Annotated in this window: 18 protein-coding genes, 1 rRNA gene and 2 other annotated features (2 of these 21 running past the window's edge); of the genes, 5 read left to right on the forward strand and 14 right to left on the reverse strand. The window is 43.7% G+C overall.

Annotation, left to right across the window (positions count from 1 at the left end):
• The 3 genes from LPKJCM_RS03095 to LPKJCM_RS03105 form a co-directional block, all read right to left on the reverse strand.
• Window positions 1–12 (reverse strand): 16S ribosomal RNA (locus LPKJCM_RS03095); its annotated part reaches 444 nt to the left of the window's first position; the annotation flags it as partial.
• A 316-nt stretch (window positions 13–328) separates the two neighbouring features.
• Window positions 329–1585, reverse strand: a complete 1257-nt coding sequence (gene tyrS, locus LPKJCM_RS03100; RefSeq protein ID WP_057961702.1) for a tyrosine--tRNA ligase — start codon at window positions 1583–1585, stop codon at window positions 329–331.
• Window positions 1586–1629: 44 nt separating this feature from the next.
• Window positions 1630–1833 (reverse strand) — a binding site (T-box leader).
• Window positions 1834–1891: 58 nt separating this feature from the next.
• Window positions 1892–2545, reverse strand: coding sequence for a snapalysin family zinc-dependent metalloprotease (locus tag LPKJCM_RS03105; protein ID WP_057961701.1), 654 nt, complete (start codon window positions 2543–2545; stop codon window positions 1892–1894).
• Window positions 2546–2782: 237 nt separating this feature from the next.
• Here LPKJCM_RS03105 and LPKJCM_RS03110 point away from each other — a divergent pair, with 237 nt between their 5' ends.
• Window positions 2783–2992 (forward strand): DUF4649 family protein, encoded by a 210-nt coding sequence (locus LPKJCM_RS03110; protein WP_057961700.1) that lies wholly within the window; start codon window positions 2783–2785, stop codon window positions 2990–2992.
• Between the two features lie 82 nt (window positions 2993–3074).
• On the opposite strand, the gene LPKJCM_RS03115 is transcribed toward LPKJCM_RS03110, so the two are convergent.
• Entirely contained in the window at window positions 3075–3509 is a 435-nt protein-coding gene (locus LPKJCM_RS03115; RefSeq protein WP_057961699.1) for a MerR family transcriptional regulator, read from the reverse strand.
• A 123-nt stretch (window positions 3510–3632) separates the two neighbouring features.
• On the opposite strand from LPKJCM_RS03115, the gene LPKJCM_RS03120 reads away from it, so the two are divergent.
• Entirely contained in the window at window positions 3633–3839 is a 207-nt protein-coding gene (locus tag LPKJCM_RS03120; protein WP_057961698.1) for a hypothetical protein, read from the forward strand.
• 94 nt (window positions 3840–3933) lie between these two features.
• Here LPKJCM_RS03120 and LPKJCM_RS03125 read toward each other — a convergent pair whose 3' ends face one another.
• The 4 genes from LPKJCM_RS03125 to LPKJCM_RS03140 form a co-directional block, all read right to left on the reverse strand.
• A complete protein-coding gene (locus LPKJCM_RS03125; RefSeq protein ID WP_057961697.1) occupies window positions 3934–4800 on the reverse strand; it encodes an NAD(P)-dependent oxidoreductase in 867 nt (288 codons plus the stop codon).
• A 12-nt stretch (window positions 4801–4812) separates the two neighbouring features.
• Entirely contained in the window at window positions 4813–5796 is a 984-nt protein-coding gene (rfbB, locus tag LPKJCM_RS03130; protein ID WP_057961696.1) for a dTDP-glucose 4,6-dehydratase, read from the reverse strand.
• Window positions 5797–6124: 328 nt separating this feature from the next.
• A complete protein-coding gene (locus tag LPKJCM_RS03135; protein WP_057961705.1) occupies window positions 6125–6631 on the reverse strand; it encodes a hypothetical protein in 507 nt (168 codons plus the stop codon).
• Between the two features lie 516 nt (window positions 6632–7147).
• Window positions 7148–8317, reverse strand: a complete 1170-nt coding sequence (locus LPKJCM_RS03140) for an iron-containing alcohol dehydrogenase (RefSeq protein ID WP_057961695.1) — start codon at window positions 8315–8317, stop codon at window positions 7148–7150.
• A 618-nt stretch (window positions 8318–8935) separates the two neighbouring features.
• On the opposite strand from LPKJCM_RS03140, the gene LPKJCM_RS14030 reads away from it, so the two are divergent.
• Both LPKJCM_RS14030 and LPKJCM_RS14035 read left to right on the forward strand, forming a co-directional pair.
• Complete coding sequence (locus LPKJCM_RS14030; protein ID WP_420844024.1) at window positions 8936–9514, forward strand: PLP-dependent transferase; 579 nt, start codon at window positions 8936–8938, stop codon at window positions 9512–9514.
• On the forward strand, window positions 9511–9918 hold the full coding sequence (locus LPKJCM_RS14035; RefSeq protein WP_404819213.1) for a PLP-dependent transferase: 408 nt from the start codon (window positions 9511–9513) through the stop codon (window positions 9916–9918). The genes LPKJCM_RS14030 and LPKJCM_RS14035 overlap by 4 nt, the downstream gene beginning before the upstream one ends.
• Window positions 9919–10024: 106 nt before the next feature.
• Here the strand turns inward: LPKJCM_RS14035 and LPKJCM_RS03150 are convergent, their stop codons facing one another.
• Genes LPKJCM_RS03150 through LPKJCM_RS03160 form a run of 3 tightly spaced genes read right to left on the reverse strand, consistent with a single transcriptional unit; the run spans window position 10025 to window position 12687 of the window.
• Window positions 10025–10729: a DUF975 family protein gene (locus tag LPKJCM_RS03150; protein ID WP_057961694.1), complete on the reverse strand. Its 705-nt coding sequence runs from the start codon at window positions 10727–10729 to the stop codon at window positions 10025–10027.
• Between the two features lie 28 nt (window positions 10730–10757).
• A complete protein-coding gene (locus LPKJCM_RS03155) occupies window positions 10758–11462 on the reverse strand; it encodes an MIP/aquaporin family protein (protein ID WP_057961693.1) in 705 nt (234 codons plus the stop codon).
• 37 nt (window positions 11463–11499) lie between these two features.
• Entirely contained in the window at window positions 11500–12687 is a 1188-nt protein-coding gene (locus LPKJCM_RS03160) for an MFS transporter (RefSeq protein WP_057961692.1), read from the reverse strand.
• Between the two features lie 226 nt (window positions 12688–12913).
• Here LPKJCM_RS03160 and LPKJCM_RS03165 point away from each other — a divergent pair, with 226 nt between their 5' ends.
• On the forward strand, window positions 12914–13120 hold the full coding sequence (locus tag LPKJCM_RS03165; RefSeq protein ID WP_057961691.1) for a DUF6440 family protein: 207 nt from the start codon (window positions 12914–12916) through the stop codon (window positions 13118–13120).
• 674 nt (window positions 13121–13794) lie between these two features.
• On the opposite strand, the gene LPKJCM_RS03170 is transcribed toward LPKJCM_RS03165, so the two are convergent.
• From LPKJCM_RS03170 to hisD, 3 genes are all read right to left on the reverse strand, one after another.
• Entirely contained in the window at window positions 13795–14298 is a 504-nt protein-coding gene (locus LPKJCM_RS03170; protein ID WP_057961690.1) for a hypothetical protein, read from the reverse strand.
• A gap of 97 nt (window positions 14299–14395) precedes the next feature.
• The gene (locus tag LPKJCM_RS03175; RefSeq protein ID WP_057961689.1) at window positions 14396–14830 is read right to left on the reverse strand and encodes a hypothetical protein; all 435 of its coding nucleotides are present in this window, start codon (window positions 14828–14830) and stop codon (window positions 14396–14398) included.
• 389 nt (window positions 14831–15219) lie between these two features.
• A complete protein-coding gene (gene hisD / locus LPKJCM_RS03180; RefSeq protein ID WP_057961688.1) occupies window positions 15220–16500 on the reverse strand; it encodes a histidinol dehydrogenase in 1281 nt (426 codons plus the stop codon).
• An 88-nt stretch (window positions 16501–16588) separates the two neighbouring features.
• Window positions 16589–16672, reverse strand: a binding site (T-box leader) (it continues 170 nt past the right edge of the window).

Below are 16672 nucleotides of genomic sequence, written 5' to 3' on the forward strand. Positions count from 1 at the left end.
GCTCATGATTTAAAATTTATTATTTGTTTTACGAATTGACTTCGCAAATGTTTGGTTTCAATTCCGAAAAATTGAAACGCCCTGCACATTTGTTTGTCGAAAATTTTGTTCAGTTTTCAAAGGTCTACTTGGTTGTCGGAAGCGCTTGTTGCTCGCTTTTGACAACTATTTAATATTATCATGACGCGCAATGTGTGTCAATGACTTTTTAAAATTTGTAACTCTGCGAAGAAGTCATTCTTGCAAAAGCCGCACTAAATAATATACCGGCTTTGATGAACATTGTCAACTAAAAAAAGACAGATCATCACGCGATCTGTCTTTACTTCTATTTAACTCTTGCTAAAAAGTACTTCTTTTTACCACGACGGACAATGACAAATTTGCCATCAAACTTATTCGCCGGATTAATCTCGTAATCAACATCTTCAATTCGTTCACCGTTAATTCTGATTGCGCCATTGGTAATGTCTTCTCTTGCCTGACGGCGTGATTTTTCAATCTTGGTTGCATCTACCAGCCACTGAACAATGTTTAATGGTTCTGAGGAAACCTCGACTGATGGCATATTCTTGAATCCTTGTTCAATTTCTGCTGTCGTCAAATCAGCCACGTTACCTGAGAATAATGCCGTAGTGATATGTTCAGCTTGCTTAACCGCTTCTTTTCCATGAACAAATTCTGTCACTTCTTCGGCTAACTTACGCTGAGCCTCACGCTTTTCAGGTTGAGTTTGGACCTTCTTTTCTAATTCAGCAATCTCATCTTGTGAGAGGAAAGTAAAATACTTAAGGTATTTGATAACATCGTTATCATCTTGATTAATCCAAAATTGGTAAAATTCATATGGTGACGTTTTTTCAGGATCGAGCCAAACATTGCCGCCTTCCGATTTACCAAACTTTGTCCCATCAGATTTAAGTAAAAGAGGAATGGTCAATCCAAAGACTTTGGCATCTTGGCCTTCAACTCGGTGAATCAGATCGGTTCCGGAGGTAATGTTACCCCACTGATCGGCCCCTCCCAACTGAATTTGAACGTCGTTGTGACGATACAGATGAAGAAAATCAATTGACTGCAAAATCTGATACGTAAATTCAGTAAACGAGATTCCAACTTCTAATCGACTAGCCACAATTTCCTTATTAAGCATCGTGTTAACGTTAAACAATTTACCGTAATCACGAAGGAAATCCAACAGCGATAATTTAGACAGCCAATCATAGTTGTTAACAATCTCAAATTTGCCATCCTGACCAAACAGTTTTTCCATCTGTGCCGTCAACGCATCCTGGTTATGGCGAACTTGGTCCATCGTTTGCAACACCCGTTCAGACTTCTTACCACTGGGGTCCCCAATTGATCCGGTTCCACCACCAATGACGATCACTGGATGATGACCAGCCAACTGGAACCGTTTCAAAATCATAAAGGGAATCAAATGACCAATATGCATACTGTCACCCGTTGGATCAATTCCGACGTAAATCCCCACTGACTTTTGATTAACCAGTTCATTCAAGCCATCATGATCAGTTTCTTGATTAATCGCACCGCGCCATTTCAAATCTTCCAAAATGTTCATCAAATAATTCCTCCTAAATAAAAAAGTCCCTGACAAAATTAATTGTCAGGGACGAAAAGTTTTCCGCGTTACCACCCAAGTTATTGTCGAAAAACGACAACCACTCAATTCATCGGTAACGAGATGATCCGTCTAACATACAAGACTCAGCAGCTGTAAGTTCGTCGATTAACCGCTCAGCTCACATCTACCGCTGAGTTTCTGACTTCTCAAATTAATCGACTACCGAACTGCATCAACGTCTATCAAACAATAGGTTAATCATAGTGTTTGGACAATCGCTTGTCAATGGTCTCTCACCAGAAATTAAAGCTGTCCGTTAAGCATTTGCTGGTAGTATAGTCCCTGATTTGAACGGTAGTGGTGAAACTCGGTTTGAGACATGCTCCTGGTCTTTTGGAGCGTCCATTTTGCTAATTTGGCATCAAACGATTTAATACTGGTGGCATAATTGCCGCCCATGATTGTCTGCCGCTTGAATAAACTTCGAAGCGTCCCATTTGGATAATTGTACAAATCCTTGGTTCCAAATGTGTGACCAAGCTCATGAATGACCACCGCACGGCGTTTTTGTTGATTGTATCGACTCATCCATGAGTTGTTCAAAGCAATCACGCCACTATTAATTTCTGCTACCCCCGCATAATTTCGGTTGAGCTTATTAGTTCCGGTGAAGACCAATCGGGAACGGCTGATTGAATTGGTGCGTTGAAAAACTTTTTTGCCTAGCGCCTTATTCCATTTTTGAGTTGCATAGGTTATTTCAGGTGCATATTTTTTCGCATCTGCTTTGACATAGTACTTGATTGTGCCGTTGTAAGTCAGATTTTTGCTGGTATGCATCGCGCTGGTAAACTTGATGGTTTGAGCTGAAGTCGACTGACCGCCAAAAGCTGAGAACCCAATCACCAAGATCAACGTGGTTAACACAATAACAAAAATATGCTTAAACTTCAACATTCAATTCCCCCTAATTAAACGTCGTCATTATAATGTTAAATTTATAGGATGTTATTGACAGCCATCCCCTCATCAATAATATATCATGGCCCAAATTTACCGTCGAATTTAAAGTCTCAAAAAAAGCAAACATTCTTCACAGAAATTTCACAAAGGCAGTTAGTTGTATTTCAAAAATGGACCATCTAAAATTAGGCTGTATAAGAAGATTAATCTTTATAGAAAGAAAGTGGCATCATGTTAAAAATTAAATACGAAAATGGTGGCGGTACCGAGTCAATTGAATACAAGTCTGCAGCCGATTTTCTGGCCAATCAGCGTTTGGAAGTGCCGGATCTGGAGGATTATTACAAAATTGTTGACGTGACACTCGATGGCAAACCCGTTGAATTAACAGATAAGACCATCATTGGCTTGTATAAAAAGTTCGATAACGAAGACGATTGACGTGAACTATCTGTCCGCGAGGCGTTCTGCACCAAAATAAAAAGCCCCGGAAAAATCCAGAGCTCCCCTGAGTCGTGGGGACTTAGTCAACGTTTTCAATTCGGAAAAATGTTTCACCATCCTTAACGACGCCATAAATCCGCTGAGTATGCGAAGAATCGACGTAGCCAAAATCAAGAACACTTTGATCTTTATCAAAGTCAACGCCTTTCAGTTGGGAACGCAGAAATTCGCGAAGAACCGGCAATTGACGGTCAAATTTTTTAGCTCTGTCCACAGCTGCCTGAAGGGTAAAACCGCTGCGCAGAAATCGAGTGACGTGAAAGATAAAGAATAGGGTGTGCATCGAATACTCTCTTGCGGCACCCTTTTTTTGGCTGATGGATTGAATATATCCCTGCTCTTCCCAATAACGCAGTTGTCTACCGGACACCCCGGTAATCTGTTGTACCTGGCCAATACCAAATATTAATTTGTTTGTATCAATGAACGCATCGTTACCTTCCAATTCTGCCATGATCGTCACCTAACCTTCATTTATAATCTTATTATATCAACTTTGACCCGCCACACAAATTTTTCAAATAACCGTGAAAACGCCGGCCAATTTGTTATAATGCTTTTGAAAGGTGTGAGTACAATGGGATTTTCGCCGAAACTGATCGTGGCAGATGCTGCCCTCGTGATTTCAATCGGATTAGCATTCTTTATTCAAAAGTCATCATTTCCAGACGACGTTAAAATTGGTTTGGTCATTTTGGCCGGAATCTGTTTGTTGGTTTCAGTTATTATCAACCTGGTTTCCGCCAACCAAAACAGAAGAGAACGTAAAAATCAGCAAAAATAAGTAAGACTTGTCAATCAAACAGGCAGTCGCTCTCAATTTGGGAGCGACTGCCTGTTTGTCTACCATGATTAATCTAAACTTGTTTGGATAGGTATTATGACTGCTCATACACTTTCAGTAGACCTTGGGTGCCAAGATCACCCAGATGCAATTCGTCAGTCATCTTCTGATAAAGATCCCGGGCGACTTTGGTTGCCGGCAGATCAAGTTTCATCTCATCGGCAGAATCCAATGCAATCCGCAGATCTTTCAAAAAATGTTTGGCAGCAAAGCCGGGCTGAAAATCACCTTGGAGTATCCGTGGGCCATAATTGGTCATACTCCAGTTAGCCGCAGCCCCACCGTTGATAGTGGCAATCATCTGTGGTAGGTCAATGCCGGCATGTTTGGCATACTCAAGTGATTCAATCATCCCGGTCATCGTCCCGGCAACCATGATTTGATTGGCCATTTTAGCATTTTGACCCTGGCCGGCCTCCCCAAATCGGGTAATCGTGCTGCCCATTGCCGATAGTACCGGCTTCACTTTTTCAAAGATCGTCTCAGAACCACCTACCATAATGGTCAAGGTTCCCGTAGCGGCGCCAACGTCACCGCCGGAAACCGGCGCATCGAGGACGCCAATGTTGTTGGTGGCCCCGGCTTCAGTGATTTTCTTTGCCAGACTTGGCGAACTGGTTGTCATGTCAATCAATGTTTGGCCGGAATGGGCAACGCTAAGAATCCCGTTATCGCCAAAATACACTTCCTCAACGTCACTGGGGAATCCAACAATAGTGATGACAACGTCGCTGTCCTGAGTCACAGCTGCTGGTGTATCCAACCAGTACGCCCCCGCATTAAGCGCACCACTCGCATGTTCCTTAGTGCGGTTATAGACGTCAACCGCATAACCTGCCTTGAGCAAATTCTTAATCATCCCGGTACCCATCACACCAGTACCAATAAATCCAATTTTCATTATGCCACCCCATTATCTGTTGTGGACGGCGGCTAATAAAGGCCGCCACCACTTTTCGTGTGCCACGTACCAATCAACAGTTTGCGCGATCCCGTGATCAAAATCAACCATCGGCTGCCAGCCCAGTTCATGGCGAATTAATTCGTCATTGATTGAATAGCACTGATCATTAGCTGGCCGATCGGAAACGTGCTGGATTATCGACTGAGGCAACCCCAACCGATTAATAATTTTTTGAACTATTTGACGATTCTCTTCATAATGATGAGCCGCAATGTTATATATCCCACCCGGCCGACCTTGGCGTAAGACGGCATCAATTGCCCGACAATTATCGCGCACGTGCAGCCAGTCACGGACATTGTGGCCGTCTCCATAAATTGGCAATGATTTCCCTTGAAGTCCATTGGTGACCATCAAAGGAATTAATTTTTCGGGAAATTGAAACAGGCCATAATTATTGGCAGATCGCGTAATTGAGACGTTCATGCCATACGTTTTGTAATATGAAAGCACCAACAGGTCGGCACCCGCTTTAGTCGCAGAATACGGAGAACTCGGATTAAGATGCGCGGTTTCAGTGAACGGCTCTCCATCCCGTGAGCTGCCGTACACCTCATCTGTAGAAATTTGGACAAACTTTTTAATCCCCAGTTGCTTCACCACATTCAGTAACGTGCTGACACCGACAAAGTTACTGCGGACAAACGCGTCAGGATCGAGGATTGAGCGATCAACGTGGGATTCGGCGGCAAAATTGACGATTGAATCAACCTGATAATCAGAAACGACGCGTTCAACAGCCTGTTGATCAGCAATGTTCCCCTGCACAAAGTGGTAGCGGGGATCATTTTGAACATCCACCAAATGTGCCAAGTTACCAGCGTAAGTCAAGGCATCAAAATTGATGACCTGGTCAGTTGGATGATTTTTAAGCAAATAATGGATAAAATTTGACCCGATGAAACCGGCACCACCAGTTACTAATATCTTCAAATTGCACCTCCACGATGAACGATTTTGTTACCTATAATCTACCATAATTGACAACCAAATAACTGATAAACCAAATAAAATGAGAGTGGAACTTAAAGCGGTTAGTTTCCAGAATATAAGCCAGCCATCCGAATATCCTGGGTTTGGATATTTGGATGGCTGGCTTATATGGCCGGAAACTGCTTTAATTCCCACGTTTCTGCTAATTGAACATCCGACATAATAAAGTACGGGTGAGACGATACTTATTTTTGTCCCAGCCCCATTGATTTAATTTTTAAAATGATGGTACAGCCGATCCCAGTGACTCATTCATGTGATTTGAATGCTAGTCATCAATCGCATCTTCATTGACCCAATAACGGGCTGCTTTCTTGTTCGCAGAAATTCGAATCCGATAAAAATCTTCACTTTCCCGTTCACCATCATCATCTCGATAATAGGCTTTGGCTTTCTTATCAACGAAGACGCGTTTGCCTGAACGAGCTTTAATGGTCGACCAACGATACGTGCGATTGTTCTTCTTAGCCCCCGGAACATAACGATACAACTTTTCCTCACGGTAATCTTCATCCAAAACAGTTTTAAAGTTAACTGTCCGATATTTCACACTAAAAACGCGCGATGGCTGAAAATACAGCGGCCTGATATGGCCTTTATTTAAGTCGGAATTACCAGAATATTCAGTGTCAATATTTTCACCAATCTTGTTAACCTGAGCCGCTTTGGTGTTGGAAATATCGTGATCATGGGTATGGATACTAGCGGAGAATCCGATCATCGTCAACGGAATAAGTAGCAACAATACGGCATCAGCCAGATCAAATTTTTTCATCATAAACACCCTCCAATATTGAAAATTGATCATGGTTCTTTTGGGTAATATCTTATCTACACCATAATTTTATCTTAATGTGTTCAACAAGTTGTGAAGAAAGTGTGAAGATTGTTGGAAGGTTTTTGGATTGTGCGCGAAGGACGACTCTTTTGTCGGAAAAAGAAGCTTCAGGGTATCAACTGACAGCTATTAATCCTTGGGGCTTCTTATGGACGTTACCCGGGTTTTGTTGCAGCGCGTTTGTTATGTTATTTTGAGCTCCCTGCTGCCTTGAATAACACGTTCCGACCGCCGTATGAAAACGGCTTGGCCTACTTGGTGAGGCCCCCGGGTCTCGTTCGGGGGGGGCACACTTGTTATCCTCTTTTGCGCTCCCTTCTGCTTTGCAAATACGCTCCGACGACCCTGACTCCTGCCACACAAGACAAAAAATTTAGTAGCGAACAAATACCGTTCGCTACTAAATTTTCCGCCTTGTGCTCTGGGGCCACCCGGGTCTCGTCGCGCTCTGCTCTATTTCATATCATAAGCTTTCTGGAACAATTGAACGATTTCTTCTTTAGTCCCTTTTCGTGGGTTGGAGAAGGCGTTACCGTCCTTTAAAGCATTCTCAGCCATCAATTCAAAGTCTTCTGGTTTAGCACCAATTGCCTTGATACTGCGTGGAATGTGGACATCATCGGCCATTTGACGCATTGCCTTGATCGCAAGTTCTGCTGCATCACGAGTGGACAAACCATCCGTGTTTTCGCCCATTGCTTTTGCCAATTCAGCAAATCTTTCTGGACATGCGACTAAGTTATACTCTTCAACAATCGGCAGCAACATTGCACAGCAGACACCATGAGGCGCATCATACTGGCCGCCTAGTTGATGGGCCATTGCATGGACGTAGCCAAGGTCGGCATTGTTGAAGGCCATCCCGCCTAACATTTCAGCTTCGACCATCTTGGTTCGAGCTTCAAGATTATGACCGTTAGCAACGGCTTCCCGCAAACTTTCCTCACATAATTTGATTGCTTCAATACACTGTCCGTCAGTGATCTCGTTACGGTTGGTTGAAACATAAGGTTCAATTGATTGAACGAATGTATCCATTCCAGTCGCTGCGGTCATTGCGGCTGGCACGTCCAACTCAAGCATTGGATCATTAAATGAAACCAGCGGAATGTTACGCCAAGAAACGACAACGAACTTCAACTTAGTCTTTTCGTTGGTAATCACACAGTGACGGGTCAGTTCTGAAGCGGTCCCGGCAGTTGTGTTGACAGCCATCAGTGGTGGCAATGGGTTCTCCAAGGTTTCAATGCCGGCCAGTTTGGTAATGTCGTCACCGTTAGTCAAAATAATGCCGGTTCCTTTACCACAATCGTGTGATGAACCGCCACCAACGGTAATAATACTGTCACAGTCATTGTCCAGGTATACTTGCTTGGCAGCTTGAATGTTACGAATCTTAGGATTAGGCTCAACACCGTCAAAGATCACGTATGAAACACCAGCAGCGTCCAGTGAATCCAATGTTTGAGCGACCGGACCATTGTCCATTCCACGAAGAAACTTATCGGTAACGATCAACGGTTTGGTCATATGCAGCATTTTGGCACGATCACCAATCTTTTTAATAACCCCTTTGCCAAAAAAGTTCACACTTGGCATTAAAAAATCAAAATTTTCTTTCATGAGTTCTTCCTCCAATGATTATTCATATTCTTAAACCGATTTCATACTAACACCTTGTGAAAAATATGTAAATAGGCTCAACGAAAAAAGCTTAAATTCATTTTCACCTTCTAATCACCATCCAGACCATGTAAATAAAGGATTTGTTTTGGCTGACCATTTACATTTACTTAACCATCCAGCTTCTAATTAATCATAAAAATGGTAAGATTGTGAAATAATATACCATAAATTTTAGATAGGTCATTGACCTTTGCGTCAAACTATTCTACAATTATATCAATTTTAATTATCTTAAGTGTTGATGAGAAGAGTAGCGTTTTTAATCTGATAAAGAGAGCTTCGACTGGTGAGAGAAGACTGATTAAAAATGTGAAGATGATCTCTGAACTCCGAATCGGTCACCCAGTACATTTGGGTTGGCTAACTCGACGTCAGCAAGCGTTACTTTGCCGAGTATCCCATGTATCAGCATGGCGTACTTAATGAGGCTAAGGTTGTGAAATCTCAGTGAAGCCAGGTGGTAAAGTGAAACAGCCTTCACCCTGAACAGCGTTAACGCGCTTCGTTTAGGATGAAGGCTATTTTTAATGAAATGACTTAAAGGAGAATGAGCATATGTCTGACAAATTAATCGATATTGACACCTTACTCGCACAAGCTGGCAATCGGGACAACCATGACCAGTATCATTCCGTTTCAACCCCAATCTATCTCACGTCAAATTTCCGGCACCGTGACTTAGAAGATGCGGAAACTTTTGATCCCCACAAACAGTATTCTTATTCACGCTTGTCAACGCCAACCAGAAGTGTCCTTCAAAAGACGTTAGCCGACTTAGAGGGCGGTGCCAATGCCTTTGCGGTGAGTTCTGGAATGGCTGCAATTCAATTAGTCTTTTCATTATTTAAATCTGGTGACGAAATTATCACCTCGAATGATTTGTATGGCGGCTCATTTCGCTACTTTGATTACTTGGCCGACCATTATGGTGTTAAATTCAGCAAGTGGAACGGCAAAGATTATGAAAAACTAAGTGAACTGGTCACGGCCAAGACCAGAGCAGTCTGGCTGGAGACTCCCTCGAATTCAACGATGAAAATTATTGATATTCAAAAAGTTGCCAATCTCATTCATGACGCTAATCGGAAGAAATTGCCAGCGAACTTGAATTTAATTTCAATACCACCGGTGTGACCTTGGATCCCTTTGATTCCTGGCTACTGCTACGAAGCCTTAAAACCCTGGCTGTCCGCATGGAACGCCACACCAGCAACGCTAAATATGTCGCAGCGTGTTTGAAAAAGCTGCCTCAAGTCCAGAAGGTTCTGTATCCCGGTGTCGGCGGGATGATCAGCTTTTATCTGCAAAATATGGATCAAGTTGACCGACTGTTTAAACACCTTAAAATTATTTCATTTGCGGAGAGCCTTGGCGGTGTTGAAAGTTTGCTGACCATCCCCTCCTTACAGACTCACAGTGATATGGCAAAGGAAGATCGCCTGAAACTCGGCATTACCGACGAATTATTACGGCTATCGACAGGATTGGAAAATCCAGAAGATTTAGCAAATGATTTGACCCAAGCGCTGGGTGATTAAACCTGAGTTGTGGCATGATTCATCACAGTTTCTCACTTTTACGGGCATCATGAATAACCATATTAAAAATCCTCACCATTTCCATCGTTGGAATGATGAGGATTTTTCATTGTTCAGTTTGCGCGATTTTAACGTAAAAGCTGGCAAACGACAATTGATAATACGGTTGCAGCCACACCAGTAAAATGCCATAAGTGAACGCGTTCAAAATGTACCAACCGATGAAGCTCAATTCCATGATGAAGTAATCCATCTTGTGGCTAACCATCATTTTTCGGCTCCGAGTGATTGCTTCCAGATAGCCGATCGGCTTGCCGGCATCGACCGAATCCCGGTAAATATTCAATGCTTGGGAATAGGCAAAGCCCTTGATGATCCCCGGGATAACCAACAATACTGACCACAACAGCGTCAAGACGGTGGTAATGATGCCAATCATGATCGCGCCAATGAAGTATTGGCCGCGGTTCAAAATGGTAAACGACTTGGTCACCGGCTGGTCAAAGGAACTTTTGCGTCGAAGAATATCGATACAGACAAACATCATCCCAGATAGTAGGAGTCCGGAAACGATCGAAATCACCGTCGAAATGCCCCACAAGTTGAGTACTTCATTGCTGCCAAAGTGCGCCGTCCCTTGGGCAATCTGATTAAAAGCCCGGTTCATATCAGCCTGATGCAGTGGGTTCATGGAATAAGCCACCGAGTAGCCTAACTGAATAAGCACTGCTGGCAAAAACAAGACAATAAAAAACGGAAAGTGGCTGTTAATTAACCGTTTAGCTTCTAATTTTAATCCTACGCGGTCCATAGATACCTCCAAGAATAATTGATACTGTCTATTTAACCATAACTTGGAGTCCGGCCGCAATAATACCACCGGTTAGCGGGCCAAACATTGGTACCCATGAGTAATACCACTCACCACTACCACGATTGGGAACCGGAATCACGGAGTAGGCAAATCGCGGTCCCCAATCACGAGCCGGATTCAAAGCAAAGCCGGTCGTTGTTCCGACACCCAGTCCGACAACCATAATTAACAGGCCAACGACAAAGGGTTTTAGCCCCTGGGAGAAATCACCCAAATTTAACAGCGCAAAGACAAACACAAAGGTTGCTACGACTTCGGATAGATAATTGGCAACTGGTGAATAAATGGCGGGACGGGTCGCAAAAATGCCGACAGTGTTGCCATTTTCAGGTGTCGTGGTTTTAAAATGTGGATAAAAGATCATCATGATGGTGGCAGCGCCGAGAAATGCGCCGAGAAATTGCCCCAATAAATACGGCATCACCTGGTTCCATGGGAAGAGGCCAAAAATGGCATAAGGGATGGTGACGGCTGGATTCAAATGTCCAAGCGACCCCAGCGACGACGCCACATAGACCCCCATCGTCACCGCCATCCCCCAGGCAACACTAATAAATGTCCAATTAGATCCCTTTGCATAAGTGTGTTGGAGATTGGCCCCGGCACAAGCACCGGTTCCCAGCACAATCAACACGTACGTTCCAAATAATTCACCGATAAATCCATTCATATTCTTACCCACCAAATTTTTTGTATTCAATCATATTTTACAGGTTAGCAGAGTGAGATGAAAGCCCTTTCGCAGTCAAATGATTCAGCCATAATACCAGTCCCAATGCGATAACCGCATAAACTGCCCCACCCGGGCCAACACCATCAAGGCTGAGGTTACTGACAATCACTCCGCCGGTTGCTGATCCCAAGGCAATTCCGAAGTTTGAAAAAATTGAATTCAACGATGAAGCCAACACAATGGACTGTGGATAGTCCCGTTCGGCAATTTGGAGAAAGAAAAGTTGGATGGGTGAATTGATTAATGGCATGGTAAAAATAACCAACGTCAATAAAAGTGCCCCGGGCCAGCTGAAGTTAAAAACAAATGGCATCAGCATCATTAAGATGAACTGGGCGAGATAAACAAACGGCATCCCCTTTAGTCCCGCACCCTCGCTCAAGCGGCCACTGGCACGGTTGCCAATAATGTTGGCAATTCCAAATACGGATAACAAAATTGTCAGCATTGACACCGAAAAGTGGAGCTGCTTGGTGATAATTGGCCGTAAATAAGTATAGAAGACATAGATTGTCGCTAAATTAAACATCGGCAGCAACATCCCGAGTTGAATTCGGTGGTTGCCCAGCAAGGCCAACTGCCCGGAAATGGTACTCTTTTTTTGCCTGAAGTCCTTTGGTAGACTCATCAAAATCATAATCATCGTCAATAATGAAATAACGATAACTGTCAGAAAAGATATCCGCCAGCCAAATTGGGTTGAAATCCAGGTTCCAAGAGGGACGCCGACCACTGAAGCGATTGAGAACCCCGAAAACACCCAAGATAACCGCCAGCCACGTTTAGGCATTGGGGCAACGTACCCCGCAAAGGTCAACCCAAGTGAGATTGAAACGCCGGCTACCATGGCAGTGACAACCCGAGACACCGCCAACATCAAAAAGTTAGGCGCCAAAAAGCTCAAAATATTGCCAACCGTAAAAACGGCCATTGCGACCATTAAATCCCAAAATAAATTAAATCGACCAATCAAGATCGTAATAAACGGCGTACTAATGGCATACACAATCGCAAATGCGGTCACCAAATAGCCGACCGTTGCCACAGACACGTGGAACTGGTGGCTCAAATCATCCAGGATCCCGACAATTAGGAATTCACTGAACCCCAATACAAATGCAATAAGAACTAAAACAAAGCTTTGAAACTTGAATGTTTTCATTGATTTCTCATCCCCTTTATTAATTTCTGAAAAGCACAACTTTTTCATACTACAGGTTTTATCAGGAATTATCTAGCCACTTTTGAGAAAAAATGATTAACTGAGTTGATTTAATGCGGCTGTAACATTTGCCAAGACTTGGGGCATTGCCTGACCACGTGGTCACTTGATACAATAAACTTAAATAGTGATTGTTAATGAAGGATATCAAGGAGGAATAATGATTATGTTTGGAAATCAAAAGGCCAAGAAGCGTTTTACTTCAACCAAGTTGGAAAGCACTGATTCTGGGAATCTTGTCAGCGTCATTACTGATCGGCAGACGGGTGTTCAGTACCTCAACATTGGTGGCGGTGGTGTTTCTACAGGTGGAGGTGTGACGGTATTAGTGGATGCTGATGGAAAGCCGCTGTTGAATGACGACCAAGAATAATCGTTTATCAGGTTTCCATTCAATCGATAATATCGGTAGAGAGTTATTATCAGCTCTCTTCTGCCTTTAAAATACGTTCCGACGGCCGACGGGAGTCTGCCTAGCTTACTCGGCGACGCCCCCGACCCCTGCTACACAAAGAAAGACAGCCAACGATGAATAACCCCCCATTCATCATTGGCTGTCTCATATACACTACGGGTACATCGGCTTGTTTTTCTATTATCTCCAGCTACCTTCTGCTTTTGAACTATGCTCCGACGGCCGGCTGAAAGCCTGCCTAGCCTAATTGGCGACGCAACTGATGCTAACGGGTTATCGATTGAACGAGGTGAGGATCTGTTATTTCATTTCCTGCTCCCTTCGGCTTTTGAAATACGTTCCGACGCCCCTGACCCCTGCTACACAAAGAAAGACAGCCAACGATGAACAAACCCCATTCATCATTGGCTGTCTTTCTTTGTGCTCCGGGGTCACCCGGGGCTCGTCACGCTCCACAAAAAAGGAACCCGCACACTATTTGCGAGTTCCCTTCTCAAATGCATCAACTATTTTAATTCGTTCTCCACAGCTGATGCCTTAAGAGATATTCCACTATTCAAAAAGCATCACCTCCTTTTTTGATTGGTAATAGAATACAACCAATCAAAATAAATTGCAAGCCGTTTGAATTCTTAGTCATCATAGTCGTTTTCATGATCATTTTGCAGGACATCGTCGCCGACCCAATACTGTTTACCAGATTGATTGCCCAAGGTAATTCGGTAGAAGTCCTCATGATCATACTCGTTATCATCGTCATCTTTGAAGGTCGCAATTGCCTTTTTATTGACGTGAACCAACTTGTTTTCCGAAACGTTTAAGTTGTCCCAAGAATCGACTTTGTTCGAATCAACGGTTCCCGGCACATTCCGATACAAATATTCTTCGCGATACTCCCGATCAAGAGTCGTCGTAAACTTGGCCTTCTCATAGCGAACTTTGATTGCCCGCTTTGCGTGGGTAATCGTGGTCGAAGTGGATGCCGAAGGAGTGGTTGAAGAACTTGCCGAACTAGACTGCTCGGTCTTCGTACTGCTAGAACTTTCACTACTCGAACTGTTTGACTCATTCGAACAACCAAACAATCCCAGTGGCAGAACAAATAACAGCAACGCTGTGGTGAGTGCTTTTTTCATATTGGCCTCCTAACAAATCGTTTGCTATAATACCTATCAATATTATAAATGATCAGGTAACGAAATTCTAACAAACCGATTCAAAAAGGCTGGGTCATTAGTCTAAAACCGTGTATGAATATTTGTGTTCGTACTTATGGTTGGGAAATACATGGTAAGTGCCAATCCCATGATATTTAATTAAAACCTTCTTGTAGGAGCCACCAATCAGTTTCTTGGTAGTCTTGTACTGGCCTAAATCCTTCTTTGATGACTTTGACTTATTGAACAAATACCAGGAACCCCACTTGCTAACTTGAAGCTTGCGGGCATCTTTTTTTGACGGCGTATAAGCCTTGCCGTTCGCTGTAAAACTATGGGTGGTAATCTTGATGACGTTAAACTTACCGCTGCCGCGATATTCATACCAAGTGCCCCGCAATGCTTTGGGGGTCGTGGTTGAGGTGCTAGCGTCAGCTTGGGCTGGAAGAGCTATTAACTGAATTCCGAAAACGATCGCCATTGCAAACATAAAAATCTTGAATTGTTTCATTATTCCGCCTCCCATTTGGTTATAACAAGTATATCATCGATTACCTCAGAGTTATTTTTCCATCCGACTACAATTACTTTACAGAGAGTGGGAATTAAAGCGGTTAGTTTCCAGAATATAAGCCAGCCATCCGAATATCCTGGGTTTGGATATTTGGATGGCTGGCTTATATGGCCGGAAACTGCTTTAATTCCCACGTTTCTGCTATGAAATATTGATAATGCTGAAGTCCGGGTGAGACGATAATTATTTGTGTCCCAACCCCATAAAACGCCAAACGAGAAAAATGGTCATTCACTCATCTCGCGCATTCACTCATCTCGCGTTAAACCAGACGACTGAATGACCATTTTTGTAATCAATGTTACGAACTCACGACAGATTTTACATTAATCGTCAAAGCGGCTTTCGATCGCCCTGGCATGGGCTTCGAGGCCTTCAACCCGCGCAAGGGTCGTGATCGCATCCTTCTCTTTCTTCAATGCTTCCCTAGTATAGGAAACAAATTGTGTGCGTTTAACGAAATCTTGAACCCCCAGCGGTGAGAAGAATCGGGCAGTCCCACCGGTTGGTAAGATGTGAGTGGGGCCTGCCAAATAGTCACCCAGCGGCTCAGATGCAGAAAAGCCCAGAAAGACGGACCCCGCATTTTTGATTTGGTTCAAGTATTCAATTGCATCAGGTAATTGGACTTCCAAATGTTCTGGCGCAACGGCATTCATGAGGGTAAAGGCATCATCAATGTCATCAACCACTGCAATGAATCCTTCATTATCCATGGCGGCTTTGGCAATTTCTTTTCGGGGCAGCAAATCAACCTGGCGATCCATCTCCTGACTAACAGCCTCAGCTAGGGAACGGTCATCGGTCACAAGAATCGGCCGGGCCAATTTATCATGTTCAGCCTGAGATAATAAGTCGGCCGCAACTTGACTGGGAACGGCTTGTGATCCCGCAATGACACCAATTTCAGACGGACCGGCAATCATATCGATATCAACCTGACCGAACACCTGCTTCTTAGCGGTTGCCACAAACACGTTACCAGGCCCGGTGATCTTATCCACTCGCGGCACGGTTTCAGTTCCGTATGCCAAACTGGCAATTGCTTGGGCGCCACCCACCTTATAAATTTCATCAACGCCAGCAATCTTAGCAGCTGCCAGCACCGCTTTATTCAAGCCATCCTTTTGCGGCGGGGTGACCATGACAATCCGTGAAACCCCAGCAATTTTAGCGGGAATAACGTTCATCAAGATTGAAGACGGATAAGCAGCCGTCCCACCCAGAACATACAGCCCAACTGCCGCCAGCGGAGCGATCTTTTCACCACGAATGACCCCCTTCTTTTTGGCGTCAATGAAACTGTCTTCCACTTCCATCTCATGGAACGAGGTAATATTATCTTTGGCAAGTTCTAAGGCCTTGATGACTTGATCGTCAGTGGCTTCATAAGCATCGTCAATTTCTTGCTGGGTAACCTTCAAGCTGTCCAACTCAACGTTATCAAATTTCTGTTCATACATTTTCACCGCCTGGTCCCCATCTTTGATGACATTGGCAATGATTTCTCGAACTGACTTTTCAACCTCTTCCCGATTGGCAACGGCGTTAGTCCTGATAGCAACCTGTTTCAATAATTGGTCCAAAGAATCTTCAATAATTTGCATATGAGCGGCTTCCTTTCAGCTGACAAAACAGTCGGTCACGATCAAATCCTATGAAATAAAAAAGTCCTCAGACATTGCCTAAGCAATATCTGAGGACGATCTTTCGCGGTTCCACCTCACGTTTATCGTTTTCTTACAAAAACGACCTTACGCTGCTTATAGCTAGTCGTCC

The organism is Lentilactobacillus parakefiri (assembly GCF_002157585.1).
Classification (GTDB): domain Bacteria; phylum Bacillota; class Bacilli; order Lactobacillales; family Lactobacillaceae; genus Lentilactobacillus; species Lentilactobacillus parakefiri.